General features: G+C 74.0%; 10 protein-coding genes and 1 pseudogene. 2 read left to right on the top strand and 9 right to left on the bottom strand.

Features of this window, described 5'->3' with window-relative positions; genetic code table 11:
• Positions 1 to 618: 618 nt before the first annotated feature.
• The 9 genes and pseudogenes from AC07A4_RS05700 to AC07A4_RS05740 form a co-directional block, all read right to left on the bottom strand.
• Positions 619 to 909, bottom strand: a complete 291-nt coding sequence (locus tag AC07A4_RS05700) for an SLAC1 family transporter (protein WP_478593442.1) — start codon at positions 907 to 909, stop codon at positions 619 to 621.
• Positions 849 to 1,778 (bottom strand): tellurite resistance/C4-dicarboxylate transporter family protein, encoded by a 930-nt coding sequence (locus AC07A4_RS05705; RefSeq protein WP_478593444.1) that lies wholly within the window; start codon positions 1,776 to 1,778, stop codon positions 849 to 851. The genes AC07A4_RS05700 and AC07A4_RS05705 overlap by 61 nt, the downstream gene beginning before the upstream one ends.
• Entirely contained in the window at positions 1,664 to 2,368 is a 705-nt protein-coding gene (gene narI, locus AC07A4_RS05710) for a respiratory nitrate reductase subunit gamma (RefSeq protein WP_478593446.1), read from the bottom strand. The genes AC07A4_RS05705 and narI overlap by 115 nt, the downstream gene beginning before the upstream one ends.
• Positions 2,365 to 2,994 (bottom strand): nitrate reductase molybdenum cofactor assembly chaperone, encoded by a 630-nt coding sequence (gene narJ / locus AC07A4_RS05715; RefSeq protein ID WP_478593449.1) that lies wholly within the window; start codon positions 2,992 to 2,994, stop codon positions 2,365 to 2,367. The genes narI and narJ overlap by 4 nt, the downstream gene beginning before the upstream one ends.
• Positions 2,991 to 4,631 carry a nitrate reductase subunit beta gene (narH, locus tag AC07A4_RS05720; protein ID WP_478593452.1) on the bottom strand — a complete coding sequence of 547 codons (1,641 nt, stop codon included), beginning with the start codon at positions 4,629 to 4,631 and terminating at the stop codon, positions 2,991 to 2,993. Before narH ends, narJ begins: the two co-directional genes overlap by 4 nt.
• 1 nt (position 4,632) lies before the next feature.
• Positions 4,633 to 7,903, bottom strand: a pseudogene (locus tag AC07A4_RS05725) (molybdopterin-dependent oxidoreductase).
• Positions 7,904 to 8,078: 175 nt separating this feature from the next.
• Entirely contained in the window at positions 8,079 to 8,897 is an 819-nt protein-coding gene (locus AC07A4_RS05730) for a DUF1206 domain-containing protein (RefSeq protein WP_478593455.1), read from the bottom strand.
• Between the two features lie 99 nt (positions 8,898 to 8,996).
• Complete coding sequence (locus AC07A4_RS05735; RefSeq protein ID WP_478593457.1) at positions 8,997 to 9,695, bottom strand: response regulator transcription factor; 699 nt, start codon at positions 9,693 to 9,695, stop codon at positions 8,997 to 8,999.
• Positions 9,688 to 11,742: a sensor histidine kinase gene (locus AC07A4_RS05740; RefSeq protein WP_478593460.1), complete on the bottom strand. Its 2,055-nt coding sequence runs from the start codon at positions 11,740 to 11,742 to the stop codon at positions 9,688 to 9,690. The genes AC07A4_RS05735 and AC07A4_RS05740 overlap by 8 nt, the downstream gene beginning before the upstream one ends.
• A gap of 169 nt (positions 11,743 to 11,911) precedes the next feature.
• Between AC07A4_RS05740 and AC07A4_RS05745 the strand changes: the two genes are divergently transcribed.
• Positions 11,912 to 13,045 (top strand): radical SAM protein, encoded by a 1,134-nt coding sequence (locus AC07A4_RS05745; RefSeq protein ID WP_478594355.1) that lies wholly within the window; start codon positions 11,912 to 11,914, stop codon positions 13,043 to 13,045.
• Between the two features lie 216 nt (positions 13,046 to 13,261).
• On the top strand, positions 13,262 to 15,856 hold the full coding sequence (gene lanKC, locus AC07A4_RS05750) for a class III lanthionine synthetase LanKC (RefSeq protein WP_478593462.1): 2,595 nt from the start codon (positions 13,262 to 13,264) through the stop codon (positions 15,854 to 15,856).
• The last annotated feature ends 348 nt before the right edge of the window (positions 15,857 to 16,204 follow it).

The raw sequence follows: 16,204 nt of genomic DNA on the forward strand, positions 1-16,204 counted from the left end.
GCACCCGCGGCGGCGGGACACCCGGCTCCGGACGAGAAGGTACACACACCCCCCGGGCGCTGTCCGATGCTTTGCACCATGCATATTCAGAGCACCCTCGCCACAGTCTTCACGGTGGGTCACCCGATAGCAACCCCCTGAAGTTGAACGGAGGATGCTTCCGCCATTCGTTTTGCGTAACCGCTCAGTAGCTTCGCAGCCGGTTCGCCCGCGCCTCAGCGGCACGGCACCGGCTGCCGCTCCGGGCGTGTGCCCCACCCTCACATGGACAAACACCGAATCGTGAGGATCTCCGATTTCCGCTCGCGCGTTCCAGCCAGGAAGGCCTCTCACCAGGAGCGGCGGCCGGACTACCGTCGGGCGCCGACGCCGGAGCGCGAGAGGATGACCGGAAAAGGACGACTCTCCGCTCCGTTGTTCCTGCTCAATGACACGGGTCGACCGAGTGTGAACGGTTGGTATCCGCGGCATGGGGCCGGAGCGCGGCACTGGCTGAAATGCATAGGGGGCGCACAGGGGCGCACAGTCACGCATTGTGCGCGGTCTCGCGCTCCCAACAGAAACGGCTTTCATCATTCCGCCCCGGAGAATTCTCTCCGGTTAACGGCGAATGTCACGTTAACCGCCCATGTTCCTTCGGCCGCCGGAAGGCCCACGGCGCGTGACGAAGCGGCCCTGGACCGCCAGCCACGCCGCCGCCGCGCCCCACGCGAGGCCCTGGGCGACCGCCCCGGGACCGGGGCGCAGCGGCGTGCTCGCGGCGACGCGGGCGGTGGCGGTGGCGTACATCCCCCAGGGGAACACGACGCACCACAGGGCGGGTTCGTAGGCCAGCGCGACGCGGTGCCTCAGGTGGCGCCAGCACCGGCGGCGAGCAGCACCGGGATCAGGGCGGTGGCCCAGACCCACAGGGCGACGACCACGGCGCGGACGGGGCCGTGGACCTGTCCGGGCAGGTCGCCGCCCCGCTCCAGGAGCCGGGTGCCCGCCAGGGTGCTGATGGCGGCGGCGCCCATCGTCACCCAGTACGCCGGCGTGCAGCGGGCGGGCCCGGGCGGGTGGCGCAGCAGCCGTCGGGCGACCAGGGCGAGGGTGGCGGCGTACAGCAGGACGCCGCCGCACCACAGGACGAGGGCCGCCGGCACGAGAACGCCGCGCGGGGGCAGCCCCGTCAGGCACAGGACGAGGGACTGCAGGCCCACGGCGGCCAGGAACCAGCTGCCGTCGGCCTGGCGCGCCGCCGCCTTCGCGAGGGTGGACGAGCGTCTGGCCAGCGCGGCCGCGAGGGCCGTCCACGCCGTGCCGGACACGGCAAGGAGGACGTACGCCGCTTCGCGTAGTGGTCCCTGCGCGAGCCGTACGGCCAGCACACCGCTCGCCGCGACGAAGGTGAAGTGACCGAACACGCGCGCGGGGTCGGCGAGTTCGGCCCTGACGAGGTCCCGATGGCGGCCGACCTTCACGCCGGTGGCCGCGAGCAGAAGGAGGTAGCCGCAGGCCGCGACCGCGAAGAGCAGGTCGGACGGGGTGCGGGCGCCGCTCTGCGCCAGCGCGCGGGAGACGATCCCGGTGGCCATGACGGCGGCGAAGCACGCGGGCGGCAGCGTCCGGCACCGCTCGCCCAGCGACCGCCGAGGCGTCGGCGTGACCGGCGGCACCGGCGTCACCGGCGCGCGGCGCCCGCCTGCCGCGCGCCCCGCGAGCGGTAAACGATGTAGGGGCGGGCCACATAGCCGACCGGCGCGGTGAAGGCGTGGACGAGGCGGCTGAAGGGCCACAGGGCGAACAGGGCGAGGCCGAGCAGGGTGTGGGTCTGGTACACGAACGGGGCGTGGGACATGGCGCTCACGTCCGGGTCCAGGGTGAACAGGGAGCGGAACCACACCGAGACGCCGAGCCGGTAGTCGTAGTGGTGGGGCGGGACGGTGCTCGCGGTGGCGGTGAGACCGGCGAGGAGCACCGCGGCCAGGACCGGGTAGACGGCGCGGTCGCTGCGGCTTGTCGCGGCGCGCACGGCGGGGACCCGCAGGCGCCGGTGGAGCAGGATCGCGAGGCCCGCCAGGGTGAGCAGGCCCGCGGCGCCGCCGACGACGAGCGCGTTGGCGTGGTAGAGCCACTCGTGCACATGGGCGCGTTCGGTGAGGCTCTCGGGGACGAGCAGCCCGATGACGTGTCCGGCGACGACGAACAGCAGTCCGAAGTGGAACAGCGGGCCACCGACGCGCAGCAGCCGGTGCTCGTGCAGCTGGCTGGAGCGGGTGGTGAACCCGAACCGGTCGTAGTGGTAGCGCCAGGCGGTGCCCGTGACCATGACGGCGAGCACGAGGTAGGGCAGCACGCCCCACAGCGCGGTGTGCAGATGGTTCACGGAACGATCTCCTCCACGTGGGGGCGGGGCGCGGCGCCCGTCGGGAACGGCAGCAGTCCGACCGACTCGGTGGGCGGCCCCGTCCGGGCCAGGCGCAGGGCGGCGGCGCGGTCGGCGGGCGAGGCGCCCGGCAGGGTGGCGCAGACGGCCTCCAGGACGTCGGCGTAGGGGCTGTGGTGGTCGCGCAGCGCGAGCCGCAGGAGTTCGAGGGCGGCGCGGTGCTCCGTGAGGGCGCGGCGGCCGGGGGCGGGGCAGCGGGCGGCGAACTCCAGGGCCAGCGGCAGGAAGTCGGGCAGTTCGTCGGCGGGCGGCCGCAAGCCGTGCGCGCGGTACAGGTCCTGCCAGCGCAGCAGGGACCGGCCGCGGCGGCGGGTGTCGCCGTCGGTGTAGTACGTCAGGTGCAGGGTGCGGCGGCGGCTGCGGTCGAACGTGGCGACGTAGCGGGCGGAGAGGTCCAGGACGGGGACGTCGGCGACGGCGGCGGTGAAGCGCGCCAGGGGCGCGGACCGCGCGCGCCCCACGGCGGCCAGGGCGTCGGTGACCGCGCGCAGCCGGTGCGGCCAGTCCGCGTCCGGGTGGCGCAGCAGCAGGGAGGCCGCCTGGTGGATGACGGGCGCCTCGCTCATGCCGAGTTCCCCTCGCGCCCCGGGAAGAGGCCCTTGGGCCTGCCCCGCCCGTTCCAGTTGAGGAGGTTGACGCGGCCGCGCAGGGACGTCCCGGAGTGTTCCGGCTCGGCCGCGCCGGTGGCGAGGGGGGCGTGGAAGGCGTCGGCGTCGTACATCCCCGGGCCGCCGCCGTGGTCGAGGCTGCAGCCGGAGGCCTCTGCGGTCTCGAAGTCGGCCTGCGTGGTGCTGTAGCCGGTGGGGATGACGTAGCGCTCGTCGTACTTGGCGAGGGCGAGCAGCCGGTACATGGCCTCGATGCTCGCGGTGTCCATGCCGACGGCCCCGGCGATGGCGGGGTCCCGCTCCTCGCCGAGGTTGACGCGGCGCATGTGGGCGCGCATCGCGGCGAGCCGGCACAGCGCGGCCTCGACGGGCGCGGGGTCGCCCGCGGTGAAGAGCCCGGCGAGGTAGGCGACGGGGATGCGCAGGGAGTCGATGGCGGCGAAGAGCTTGGCGGGGTCCTCGCCGTCGTGCCCGGTGGCGGTCAGCGACTCCACGACGGGCGAAAGGGGCGGGACGTACCAGACCATGGGCAGGGTGCGGTACTCCGGGTGCAAGGGAAGGGCCACCTTGTACTGGCTGATCAGGGCGTGCGCCGGGGAGCGGCGCGCGGCGGTGATCCAGTCGTGCGGGATGCCCGCCGCCTCGGCCGCCGCCACGACGCGGGGGTCGGCCGGGTCGAGGAAGCAGTCCAGCTGCGCCTGGTAGAGGTCCTTCTCGTCCGCGCTGGCGGCGGCCTCGCCCACCTTGTCGGCGTCGTACAGGATCACGCCGAGGTAGCGCAGGCGGCCCACGCAGGTCTCGGAGCAGACGGTGGGCTGCCCGGCCTCGATGCGCGGATAGCACAGGGTGCACTTCTCGGCCTTGCCGGTGGCGTGGTTGAAGTAGACCTTCTTGTACGGGCAGCCGGACACGCACATCCGCCAGCCCCGGCAGCGGTCCTGGTCGACGAGGACGATGCCGTCCTCGATGCGCTTGTACAGCGCGCCGGAGGGGCACACGGCGACGCAGGACGGGTTGAGGCAGTGCTCGCAGATGCGGGGCAGATAGAACATGAACGCCTGTTCGTACTCCAGGCGCACCCGCTCGTTCAGGTCTTTGAGCACCGGGTCGTCGGCGAGGTGCGCGGGGCCGCCGCCGAGGTCGTCGTCCCAGTTCGGGCCCCAGGTGACCGCGGTGGGCCGCCCGTCGATCAGGGACCGGGGCGCCGCCGTGGGCACGTCGTTGCCGAGCGGCGCGGAGATCAGGTTCTCGTAGTCGTAGGTCCAGGGCTCGTAGTAGTCGTCGAGGGAGGGCAGTTCGGGGTTGGCGAAGAGCCGGGCCAGGCGGCGGGCGCGGCCGCCGCTGCGCGGCACGAGCCTGCCGTGCCTGAGCCGCCAGCCGCCCTGCCACTTGTCCTGGTCCTCGTAGCCGCGGGGGTAGCCCTGGCCGGGGCGGGTCTCGACGTTGTTGAACCAGACGTACTCGGTGCCCGAGCGGTTGGTCCAGGTCTGTTTGCAGGTGACCGAACAGGTGTGGCAGCCGATGCACTTGTCGAGGTTCATCACCATCGCGACCTGTGCCATGCAGCGCCCGATGGTGCCGTCGTCACGGGGCATGTCAGTACCGCACCTCCTGTGCGCGACGGCGGATGACGGTCACCGCGTCGCGCTGGTTTCCGGTGGGGCCGTAGTAGTTGGGGGCGAAGGACAGCTGGCCGTGGCCGCCGATGAGGTGGGTGGGCTTGATGAGCAGGCGTGTCAGGGCGTTGTGGACGCCGCCGCGCCGCCCGGTGTGCTCCGACTTGGGGACGTTCACCAGGCGTTCTTGTACGTGGTACATAAACACGGTGCCGGGCGGCATCCGGTGCGAGACGACGGCGCGGGCCACGACGACGCCGTTGGCGTTGACCGCCTCGACCCAGTCGTTGTCGGCCGCGCCGATGGCCTCGGCGTCGGCGACGGACATCCAGATGACGGGCCCGCCCCGAGCCAGGGTCTGCATCAGGAGGTTCTCCTGGTACTCGGAGTGGATGGACCACTTGGAGTGCGGGGTCAGATAGCGCACGGTCACCGACCTGCCGTCGGCGGTGGCGCGCCGCTCCCCGAGGACGGCCAGGTCAAGGGGCGGCCGGTAGACGGGCAGTTGCTCGCCGTACTCGGCGATCCACGGGTGGTCGAGGTAGAAGTGCTGGCGTCCGGTGAGGGTGTGCCAGGGCTTGCGGTGCTCGGTGTTGATGGTGAACGGCGCGTAGCGCCGGTCGGGCGCCTCCTTGCCGGACCACTCGAAGCTCGCGCCGACGGGGACGGGCCGCGCCTGGGTGTCGGAGAAGACGACGCGCCGCTCGGCGACCGAGGCGGCGAGCTCCTCCAGGCCGCTGTCGGAGCCGCAGCGCTCGGCCAGCCGCCGCAGCCCTTCGGCGGCGACGCGCCCGTTGGTGGTGCCGGAAAGGGCGAGGATCGCCTCGCAGAACTTGACGTCGGTGTCCAGGAGCGGGCGGCCGCGTGCCGGTCCTTCGGGGGCGGTGCCGCAGCGGGCCTTCAGCCAGCCGCTCTCCGGGCCCGTGCGGACGGCGACTCCCTTGGCCTGCACGCCCAGTTCGTCGGGCAGCGGGCCGAACGCGGCGAGCCGGGCCGCGATCTGCCGGTAGTCGCGCTCGACGAGCGAGATCCCCGGCGCGGTGGGCCCTTGGGGCGGCGCCTCGCCCGGGGTGTCGTGCTGGAGCGGCGTCGCCACCAGGTCGTACGCCACGTCCAGGTGGCCGTGGGCGAGGCGGGAGACCTCGGCGGCGAGCCCGTGGAAGATCTCGAAGTCGGTGCGCGCCTGCCAGGGCGGGTCGATCGCCGGGGAGAAGGCGTGCACATAGGGGTGCATGTCCGTGCTGGACAGGTCGTGCTTCTCGTACCAGGTGGCCGCGGGCAGCACGAGGTCGGCGTAGAGCGTGGTGGACGTCATGCGGAAGTCGAGGGCGAGCAGCAGGTCGAGCTTGCCGCGCGGCGCTTGGTGGTGCCAGGCGATGTCCTTGGGCCGGGCCTCGGGCGGGGTCTCCTCGGCGCTCGCGTTGTCGGTGGCGCCCAGCAGGTGGCGCAGGAAGAACTCGTTGCCCTTGGCCGATGAGCCGATGAGGTTGGCGCGCCACACCGTCAGGACGCGGGGCCAGTTGGCCGGGTCGTCGGGGTCCTCGCAGGCGTACGGCAGGCGGCCCGCGTCCCGTTCGGCGGCCACCCAGCGCGCGGGGTCGGCGCCGGTGACCCGCACCTGCGCGCCGAGGTCCAGGGGGTTGGCGGCGAAGGTGGGGGCGGACGGCATCCAGCCCTGGCGCACGGAGCGGGCGACCAGGTCGGCGGTGTGCAGGCCGCTCAGGGTGCCGGGCGCGGTGGGCGAGGTCAGGGAGTCGGCGGTCGCACGGTCGTAGCGCCACTGGTCGGTGTGCAGGTACCAGTACGGCGTGCCCGCCATCTGGCGTGCGGGGCGCGCCCAGTCCGACGCGGTCGCGAGCTGCTGCCAGCCCGCGTAGGGCCGGACCTTCTCCTGGCCCACGTAGTGCGCCCAGCCGCCGCCGTTGACGCCCTGGCAGCCGGTGAGCAGGAGCAGCGAGAGGAACGAGCGGTAGATCGTGTCGGAGTGGAACCAGTGGTTGGTGCCCGCGCCCATCACGATCATGCAGCGGCCCCGGGTCCGCTCCGCGGTGCGGGCGAACTCCCGTGCGGCGCGCACCGCGGCGCGCGCGGGCACCGAGGTGATCGCCTCCTGCCAGGCGGGCGTGCAGGGGGTGGAGGCGTCCTCGTACGACGCGGGCCACTGGCCTTCGAGGCCGGGCCTCGCCACGCCGTACTGGGCCAGCGTCAGGTCGAAGACCGTGGTCACCAGGCGGCCGCCGACGCGGTCCGCGGGCACCGCGCGCCGCACGGTCTCGCCCTCGGCGTCGAAGCGGGGCAGGAGCACCGAAGCGGGCGCCGTGCCCGGCCGCCCCGCCAGGGTCAGGGCCGGGTCGAGGCCGCCGAGGCCGAGGTTCCAGCGGCCCTCGCCGCCCTTGGTCCAGCGGTCGCCGAGGGTGCCGCCCGGCACCACGGGCTCGCCCGACGCCGTGTCCAGGAGCACAGGCATCCAGCGCCGGGCCTCGGGGTCCGCCTCCCGGGCCAGGTCCAGGTCCAGGTCGCGGGCGGTGACGAAGGCCCCGGGGGTGTGGGTGTCCCGCTCGCGTTCCTCCAGGGCGATCAGGAACGGCAGGTCGGTGAAGCGCTTGACGTAGTCGGTGAAGTACGGGACCTGGCGCTCCACGAAGCACTGCGCAGGATCACGTGCCCCATCGCCATCGCGAGGGCCCCGTCGGTGCCGGGGTGGGGGTGCAGCCACTCGTCGGCGAACTTCGTGGCGTCGGCGTAGTCCGGGGAGACCACCGGCGGCGGCGCTCCGGATCGCCGGTGAGCTCCGCCCAGGCGGCCACCGGATCGCCGAGCCGTTGCTTCGCGGACCGGAACATCTCCACCAGGACGCCGCGTGCGAGCGGGTGGCGCACCCGGGTCGGCGAGTAGGTGTACCAGGAGAACGACGCGCCTCGCGGACAGCCGCGCGGCTCGTAGTCAGGGCGGTCGGGTCCCGTCGACGGGTAGTCCGTCGCCTGGGTCTCCCAGGTGATGAGTCCGTCTTTGACGTACACCTGCCACGAGCAGGAGCCCGTGCAGTTGACCCCGTGCGTGGAGCGCACCACCTTGTCGTGCGCCCAACGCTCGCGGTAGGGCTGGTCGTTGACGTCGTCGCGGGGCCGGAACACCGCCCGGCCCTCGGGGGTTGTGGGCGCGCGCTGGAGCATCCTGCCGATCTCCAGGAGCCGTTCGGCGGCGTTTGCCGCGGCGCGCTCCGCCTTCACCCTGGCACGTTCCCTGCCCATCCGCGGGCTCCCCTCGGGCATCGCGGTGCCGCGGCGGTCACGGCGGCACTCACCTCGTCGGCCAGGGCCCAGAGTGCCCGCGTCGACGCGGCGGGACAGATCAGTTTTCAGCCAGTTGGTTGTACTTAGAACTTATTTTCCTCGCCCTTTGCGATGGTGCACCGCGCCCGCCTGGTCACACCTTGTGCCAGCGCGCCCCGGCCCAGGAGAACAGTCCGAACGCCACCAGGGCGAGGGCCACGGCGACCAGGAGCCAGGGGCCCGCCGGGGTCTCCTGGAAGGAGCGCAGGGTGTCGTCGATGCCCTTGGCGTCGCCGGGCTCGTGGCGCACGGCGGCCAGGAGCAGGGACGCGCCGAGGGCGGCGAAGACGCAGCCGCGGCCGGTGCCGCCCACCACGCCGAGCACGTCCACGGTCCGCCGCACGGGGGCGGTCATCTCCCCCATGCGCAGCTTCTCGCGGTACTTGCGCAGCACGGCCCGGCCCGCCGCCCAGAGCCCGGCCGCGATCACCGCGAGCGCCGCGGCGCCGACGATCCACTGGCCGCCGGGCTTGTCGATGACGGTCGCCGTGACGTCGTCGGTCCTGCGGTCCGACGAGCCGCTGCCGCTGCCCCGGTCGCCGGTGACGTACGCCAGGACGGAGTAGCTGACGACGCAGTACAGGACGCAGCGGCCCGCCGCGGCGAGGCGCTTGGTGGCCTTGCGTCCATCGGGCCCCGCCTGGCCGAACAGCGCTTCCGAGAGCCGCCACAGCGCCATTCCGGCGAGGGCGAGCCCGAGGAGCCACAGCAGGGCGCCGCCGAAGGGCTTGTCGGCGATCTCCGTCAGGGCGCCGCCGCGGTCGGCCTGTTTGTTCTCGTCGGTCAGCGCGATCCGCAGCGCGATGATCCCGACGAGCACGTAGATCACCCCGCGCCCGATCAGGCCCGCCCGGGCCGCCGTCTCCACGACGCGGCCGTCGGCGACCCGCCGCGCGCTCGTTCCGCCACGCATGGCGCCATTCCATCCCATGGAGCGCGAGTGCCCCGGCATCCCGCCTCGATGCGCGCGGCGCGGGGCGGGCTCCGGGGCCCGGCCGGTGCGGCGGCGCGGTCAGGCGGGGCCCGTCGGGGCGTGGCGCAGATAGGCGAGCACGGCGCTGACGCGGCGGTGCAGTTGCGGTATCTCGGCGAGGCCGAGCTTGGCGAAGGTGGAGTTGACGTGCTTTTCGATGGTGGACTCCGAAAGCCGCAGGGCCTCGGCGATCGCCCGGTTGGTCTTGCCTTCGGCCATGTGCCGCAGCACGTCGAGCTCCCTGCGGGTGAGGTGGGACAGCGGTGCGTCGGCGGCGCGCGCGTGGCTGCCGATGAGGACCTCCACGATGCGCGGGTCGACGACGGAGCGCCCCTCGGCCACCTCGCGCAGGGCGCCCACGAGTTCGTCGACCTCGCCGATGCGCTCCTTGAGCAGATAGGCGAGGCCGTCGGTGCCGCGTCGGAAGAGGTCGAAGGCGTAGTTCTCGTTGGCGTGCTGGGAGAGCACGACGACGCCGATGCCGGGGTGGGCCGCGCGGATGGCGTGGGCGGCGGCGATGCCCTCGGTGTGGTGTCCTGGCGGCATCCGGATGTCCGCGATGACGACGTCGGGCCGCAGCCGCTCGACGGCGTCGAGGAGTTCCTCGGCGGTGCCGACGGCCGCGACGACGTCGGCCTCGCCGGTGTCCTCCAGGAGCCGCCGGGTGCCCTCGCGGACCAGGTAGTGGTCCTCGGCGATGACGACGCGCAGGGGGGTGCCGCTCGGGCGGTCAGGCACGGGTCTCCTCTCGCACGCGCTCCGGGAGCCGGGCGCGGATGACGGTGCCGGTGCCGGCGCGGCTGGTGATGGTGAGTTCGCCGCCCACGGCCTCGGTGCGGTCCCGCATGCCGGTGAGGCCGGAGCCGTGGGTGGTGGCGGTGGGGAATCCCCCGCCGTCGTCGGCGACTTCGACCTGGAGGCGGCCCGCGTCGCGGGTGAGGCGGACAGTGACGCGGGTGGCGCCCGCGTGCTTGAGGACGTTGGTGAGGGCCTCGGACACCAGGTAGAAGGCTGACTCCTCGATGTCGAGGGCGAAGCGCACGCCGGTCAGCGACTCCGCGCTGTACACGGTGACGGGCACGGGCATGCGGCGGGCGCAGGAGGTCACGGCGGCGATGAGTCCCTGGTCGGTGAGGATGGGCGGATGGATGCCGTGGGCGAGCTCGCGGAGTTCGTCTATGACGTGGTACGCGTCGTCCTGCACCTCGGTGAGCGCGGCGTCGACGTCGCCGCCGCGGTGCAGCCGCTTGCGGGCGAGGGCGAGCTTGGCGACGAGGGCCACGAGCTCCTGCTGGATGCCGTCGTGCAGGCGCCGTTCGATGCGGCGGCGCTCGGTGTCCTGGGCCTGCACGATGCGGGCCCGCGAGGCGTCGAGTTCGGCGGCCTGGTGGCGCAGTTCCTCGGCGCGCTGGCCGAGTTCGGCGGCGAGGCGGACGTTGTGCACGGCGAGGGCCGCGGAGCGGGCCAGGGCCTCGCCGATGTGGTGGTCCTCCGGGGTGCCGCGCCCCTCGGCCTTGGGGCCGTACTCGATGCGGCCGAGCAGGTCGTCGCCGTACAGGAGCGGAAACACGGCGGCGGGCGGCGCGCCCGGGGGCGGTCCACCCGCCTCGGCGACGGACAGGGGCAGGCAGGCGCCGCCGAGGCGGACGCGCACCCATCTCAGGTCGAGGCCCTCGCGCAGGCCAGCGGCGAGCTGCGGGGCCAGCCGGTCGAGGTCGTAGGCGTGCTCCAGGGTGGTGCTGAACTGGACGAGGAGCTCGAACCTGCTGAGGCGCCTGCCGAACACGCACCGCTCGACGAGGGTGTTGAGCCGTTCGCGCAGGGGCTGGAAGAGGACCGTGGCGGCGACCGCGACCAGCAGGGACAGGCCGACGGGCAGGTACTGGCCGACGGTGAGCCCGAGCGTCATCGCCATGCCCACGTACCAGCTGTTGACGATCAGCCACAGCGAGCCGTACACGGCGGTGCGGCGCAGCACGATGTCGACGCCGAGCAGCCGGTGGCGGAAGGCCGCGTACACGAGGGTGACGGCGATGGAGATGTAGGGCAGGGCGCCGAGCAGGGCGCCGATGAGGTAGAGCAGGCCCTGCTCGCCCGTCCAGGTGCGGAAGAGCCGGGTGGCGGCGCGGCCCAGGAAGACGGCGGCGCCGACGGCGGCGAAGGGGAACAGGACGGCGACGTCCTGGCGGCCGACGGCCCGCGCGCGCAGGCAGCGGAGGGCGAGCAGGGTGGCGCCGACGCCGGGCAGCCAGGCCTCGGGGTAGTAGAAGACGACGTAGTAGACGACCTCGTCGGAGAGGCCGGTGAGGGGCAGCAGCAGCGGCAGCGCGAGCAGGCCCCACAGGGGGTCGAGGAGGCGGCGTTCGTAGCGGAAGAGGGGGGCGCCGTCCGGCAGCAGGGCCAGCAGGCGCACGACGAGGACGCTGACCGCCAGCTGGCAGACCTGGGTGCTGATCTGGAGCCAGTGGTCGAGCGGCAGCAGCAGACCGCCGGGCCGCGGCCGCAGGTGCCAGCCCAGTTCGCGGCTCACCAGCGTCGTGGTGTGGCGGATGGCGACGGCGACGCACAGCCAGGTGCCGACGAGGAGCAGTCGGCGGGCGACGGGGCTCGCGGGGGCGTGCCACCAGGTGAAGAGTCCCGCGACGTAGCACGGAAGGACGGAACCGAGGATCCACGGCAGCACGAACCGGTTCTGCAGCTGCGTCGTCCCGATCACGACCGCCCAGAGCAAGGACGCTCCGCCGACGGCGGCGACAACGCACATGCCCCTGCTTCTGGCTGCCACGGCCGACATTATCGGGGGCGGTGCCGACGGGCGTCCACAGGGATAATCCACCGCCGTCCATGGCGGAAAACCTCCAGTGGGATTGGAGGGTGCCCGGGTGCCCGGCGAGGGCGTCGCCGAGAACACTCATGGAGGAATCGCCAGGGTGATGCGTCGAGTCGCCGGCGTGATGCGTCGAGAGTGGATTCTTCGAGAACGGGTGGCCATCGTGAAGCGTTCCTCCGGTCCGGAAGTGGTGGTCTGGGATACCACTTACGCCTGCCCCCTGCGGTGTTCGCACTGCTATTCGGAATCGGGCAGGCGCCCTTCGCGGCAGCTCGGCCCGGAGGACATGCTGCGGGTCGCCGACGCGCTCGTCACGCTCGGTCCGCGGGTGGTGGCCCTCTCCGGAGGCGAACCGCTCGTCGTGCGGGGCGTGTTCGAGGTCGCGGACCGGCTGCGGGCGGGCGGGGTCAAGCTGTCCGTCAACACCAGCGGCTGGGTGATGAACCGGACGCTCGCCGAGCGCCTCCTGGACACGTTCGACGAGGTGATCGTCAGCCTCGACGGATCGACGCCCGAGGTGCACGACCGCGTCCGGGGCCGCCGGGGATCCTTCGACCGGGTGCTCGCGGCGCTGGGCTTCCTCGACGAGGCGGCCGGGGAACGGAGCGCGGCCGGACGGGGGCGGCCGCGCTTCGGCATCGACTGCGTGGTGATCCGCAGCAACTTCGCGCAGCTGGAGGAGTTCGCGGGCGACATCGCGCACCGCTTCGGGCACCTGAGCACGCTGGGGTTCAACGCCGCCGTGCCCGAAGGGCTCGCCAGCCGCCCGGAGTTCTGCGCGTACGAGCTCCTGCGCGACGACCAGGTCGCCGAGCTGACCAGTGACGCCTTCCGCGCCCGGCTGCGCGATCTGGCGCCGCCTTCGGTGACCGTGTTCACCGTGGACAACCTCAACCTGGCGATGAACCCCGAGCGGGTCGCGCAGCAGGTCGACGCCTCGGTGATGCAGGTGGAGCCGGACGGGAGGGTCCGTGCGATCCCCGTGTACGAGGGGACGGTCGGCAGCCTCCTGGAGGAGCCGGGGACGGTGCTGTGGGAGCGCATGTCCGAGCGGCTGCGGGATCCGTTCGTCGTGGAGACGCTGTCGTCCGTGCGCTCCATGGAGACCTGGGCGGAGGCGGTGCGGCGCATGGACCGCCGCTTCGGGTCCCCCGAGGACATCGCGCGCATCGACCGGCGCTCGGTGCGCGTGAATCCCCCGGAGTTCCTCGCTCCGGCCGCCGCGGCGGCCGGGCGGACGGAACGGCGGTCCGCGTGATTGCGGGCGCCCGCGGCCGGGCCCATTCCGCGCGGCACGGTCCGGCCAACCGCGCGCGGATGCGGTCCGGCTGATTCCGGGCGGCCGCGGTCTGGCCGATTCCGCCCCGCTTTTCGACAGCGGTGTTCGATTCCCGGGCGCTCGCCCATCCCTATTCCGTCCGGGCCTCCCCCATTCCCGGGGTTCCCCTTTTCCGACCGGAGGGGCCGTACCGAGATGAAACTCCAGGACTACGACCGCTTCTACCGCGCGGACCCGGTCTTCTGCGAATTCCCCGAACGGGCGTCCGACACGGGTGAACGCCTTTCGGCGGTGCTGCGCGAGGCCCCGCTCGGCTGGGAACGCTCCGATCACGCCTGGTGGGTGCGGCTGCGCCCGCGCACGGCCCGACCGCCCGGCCAGGGCTGGCGGATCCACGTGTCCGTCGCCCTGGCGCACCTGGAGCGGGCCGCGGAGATCGTCCGGGAGTACTGCGTGCGGCACGGCGTGACGTGCGACCTCGTCCGCGGGGCGGCCGCCGCCCGCGCGCTCGGCGACGTCCGCGCCGACCGCCTCACCTGCGCCGACCTGATGATCCTGCACCCGGCCGACGAGGCCGCCCTGGTCAGCGCGTTGGGTGATCTCACCGCCCTCCTGGAGCCCCTTCCGGGGCCGTACGTGCCGGGCTGTCTGCGCCATCGCTCCGGCCCGCTCTACGTGCGCTACGCCGCGGCCGAGGACCACCGATGTCCCGCCGACGGCGGCGACGCCGCCCCGGGGGACGAGCACGAACTGGCGCCCGCCCTGCGCAGGCCCGACGGCACCCTCGTCCCGGAACACCGCCGCCCGGTCTTCCGCTGCCCGGACTGGGTCGCCCTGCCGGAGGTCCTGCGCCCCGACCTGGAGGCCCTGCACGCCGCCCCGGACACCCCCTTCCCCTACCGGGGCGTGCGCGCCCTCGCCCTGACCACCGGCGGCGGCACCTACCGCGCCACCGACGCCGCCACCGGGGAACCCGTGGTCCTGTACGAGGCCCGCCCGTACGCCGGGCTCGACTCGCGCGGCGAGGACGCCGTGGCCCGCCTCACCCGGGAGCGCGCCGTCCTGGAGCGGCTCGCGGGCCTGGACTGTGTGCCGCGCGTCCGGGGCCACCACGTGCGCGCCGGGCACCACTTCCTCGCCGTCGAGCGGGTGGCGGGCACGAGCCTCGCCGAAGCCGCGGCCGCCGCGTTCCCGCTGACCACCGAGGACCGCGCCGAGAAGGAGGCCGGGGGCTACGCGGAGTGGGCCATCGGCGTCGTCGGCCGCGTCGCCGACGCCCTGGACGCGCTGCGGGCCCGCGGTCTGCGCCTCGGCGAACTGCACCCGGACCACATCGTCCTGCGCCCCGACGGCCGCGTCGCCCTGACCGGCCTCGGCAGCGCGACGGACCTCCGCGACGACCGGCCCCCAGCCGTCGCGGACGAGGACTTCGCCGCCCCCGCCGGGCTCCGCGGCGCGGCCGCCACCGCCCACCTCCTGGACGTCCTGCGGCTGTGGCTCCTTCTGCCCCTGCCCGCCCGCGGCACCCCCGCCCTGCGCGCCCTCACCAGGGCCGTCGACCAGCTCTATCCGGTCCCCCCGGGCTTCGGCGCCACCTTGTCGACCCGCCTGGCCGCGGGCACGCGGGCCGAGGGCGACGACCACGCGGGGCGGCTCGCCGCGGCGGACCCCGACTGGCCCGCCCTGCGCGAATCGCTGGTCGCCGGACTCCACGCCATGGCCACGCCCGAGCGCGTGGACCGGCTCTTCCCCGGCACCCCGAACGGCCCGGCGTCGCTCGGCGGACCGTCGTTCGGCTACGGCGCGGCCGGAGTCCTCTACGCCCTGCACCGGGTCGGCGCCCAGGTGCCCGACGCGTACGTGACGTGGCTGGCGGACGCCGCCGCACGCGACCGGGACCCACGGCCGGGCCTGTACGACGGGCTGCACGGCGTGGCCCTCACCCTGGACCTGCTCGGCCACCGGGACCGCGCGCTCGCCGTCCTCGACCGCTCCCGGGCCCTCGACGCCCGCGTGGTCCGCCCCGACCTGGCGGGCGGCAGGGCCGGGATCGCCCTCAACTCGCTGCGGTTCGCGGCGCTCACCGGGGACACGGCGCTGCACGACGCCGCCCTGCGCACCGCCCACGACCTCGCCGGGCTCCTCACCGAGGGGCCGCCCGCGCCGCGCCCGGGCACTCCCCCGCCCTACGGCCTCCTGCACGGGGCGTCCGGCATCGCGCTGCTCTTCCTGCACGTGTACGAGGAGACCGGCTCGGCCCGCTACCTCGGGCTCGCCGAGCGCGCGCTCGGGTACGACATCGCCCGCTGCGCCACCGGCGCGGACGGCGCCCTCACGCTCTTCGACGGCACGCATCACCTTCCCTACCTGCACGGCGGCAGCGCCGGACTCGCCTTCCCGCTGCGCGCGCTGCTGCGGCACCGTCCCGACGAGGGCCGGGCCGCGCTGCTCGCGTCCGTCCGGCACACCTGCCGCGCGGTGTACGTGCGCAACGCCGGACTGCTGCGCGGCCGTGCGGGCGGCCTCGCGGTCCTCGCCGCCCTCGACGGCCCCGGGGACCGCGAGGCGATCCGCACCCAGGTGCGCCGCCTGGCCTGGCACGCGCGCTCCCACCGCGGCCACCTCGCGTTCCCGGGCTTCCGGACCCGGCGCCTGGCCGCCGACCTGGCCACCGGCACGGCGGGCGTGCTGCTCGCCCTCGACTCCGCGCTCGGGAACGGCGGGCCCGCGCCCTGCCTGCCGTACCTCGATCCGCGGACGACGTCACGACGAGCGGACGAAAGGAGGTGATCCGGATGGCGGAGATCCTTGACCTGCAGGAGCTGGAGGAGGAGACCCCCGCGCTGTGGCCCTGCGCCAACAGCTACCACAGCACCGTCGGCATGGGCTGACCCGCCCCGGCCCCGCGACGGCCGACCGCCCGGAGGGAGGTGACCCGTATGGCGGAGATCCTGGAACTGCAGGAGTTGGAGGAGGAGACGCCCTCCCTGTGGCCCTGCGCCAACAGCTACGAGAGCACGCGCGGCGTCGTCTGACGCACCGCCCGCCTCCGTGACGCCTGCCGGCCGTGGCCACCCACGGCCGGCAGGCCACGTCCGTTCCCGGCCCGACCCCGCACCCCGGCCCACCCGCGCCGTC

This window comes from Streptomyces sp. NPDC043996 (assembly GCF_056435225.1).

What these genes read in the sequence shown, in the direction of transcription:
- narJ (WP_478593449.1), bottom strand. Translation starts at nt 2,994, where the DNA reads ATGAGCGAGGCGCCCGTCATCCACCAGGCGGCCTCCCTGCTGCTGCGC.
- narH (WP_478593452.1), bottom strand. Translation starts at nt 4,631, where the DNA reads ATGCCCCGTGACGACGGCACCATCGGGCGCTGCATGGCACAGGTCGCG.
- AC07A4_RS05730 (WP_478593455.1), bottom strand. Translation starts at nt 8,897, where the DNA reads ATGCGTGGCGGAACGAGCGCGCGGCGGGTCGCCGACGGCCGCGTCGTG.
- AC07A4_RS05745 (WP_478594355.1), top strand. Translation starts at nt 11,912, where the DNA reads ATGCGTCGAGAGTGGATTCTTCGAGAACGGGTGGCCATCGTGAAGCGT.
- lanKC (WP_478593462.1), top strand. Translation starts at nt 13,262, where the DNA reads ATGAAACTCCAGGACTACGACCGCTTCTACCGCGCGGACCCGGTCTTC.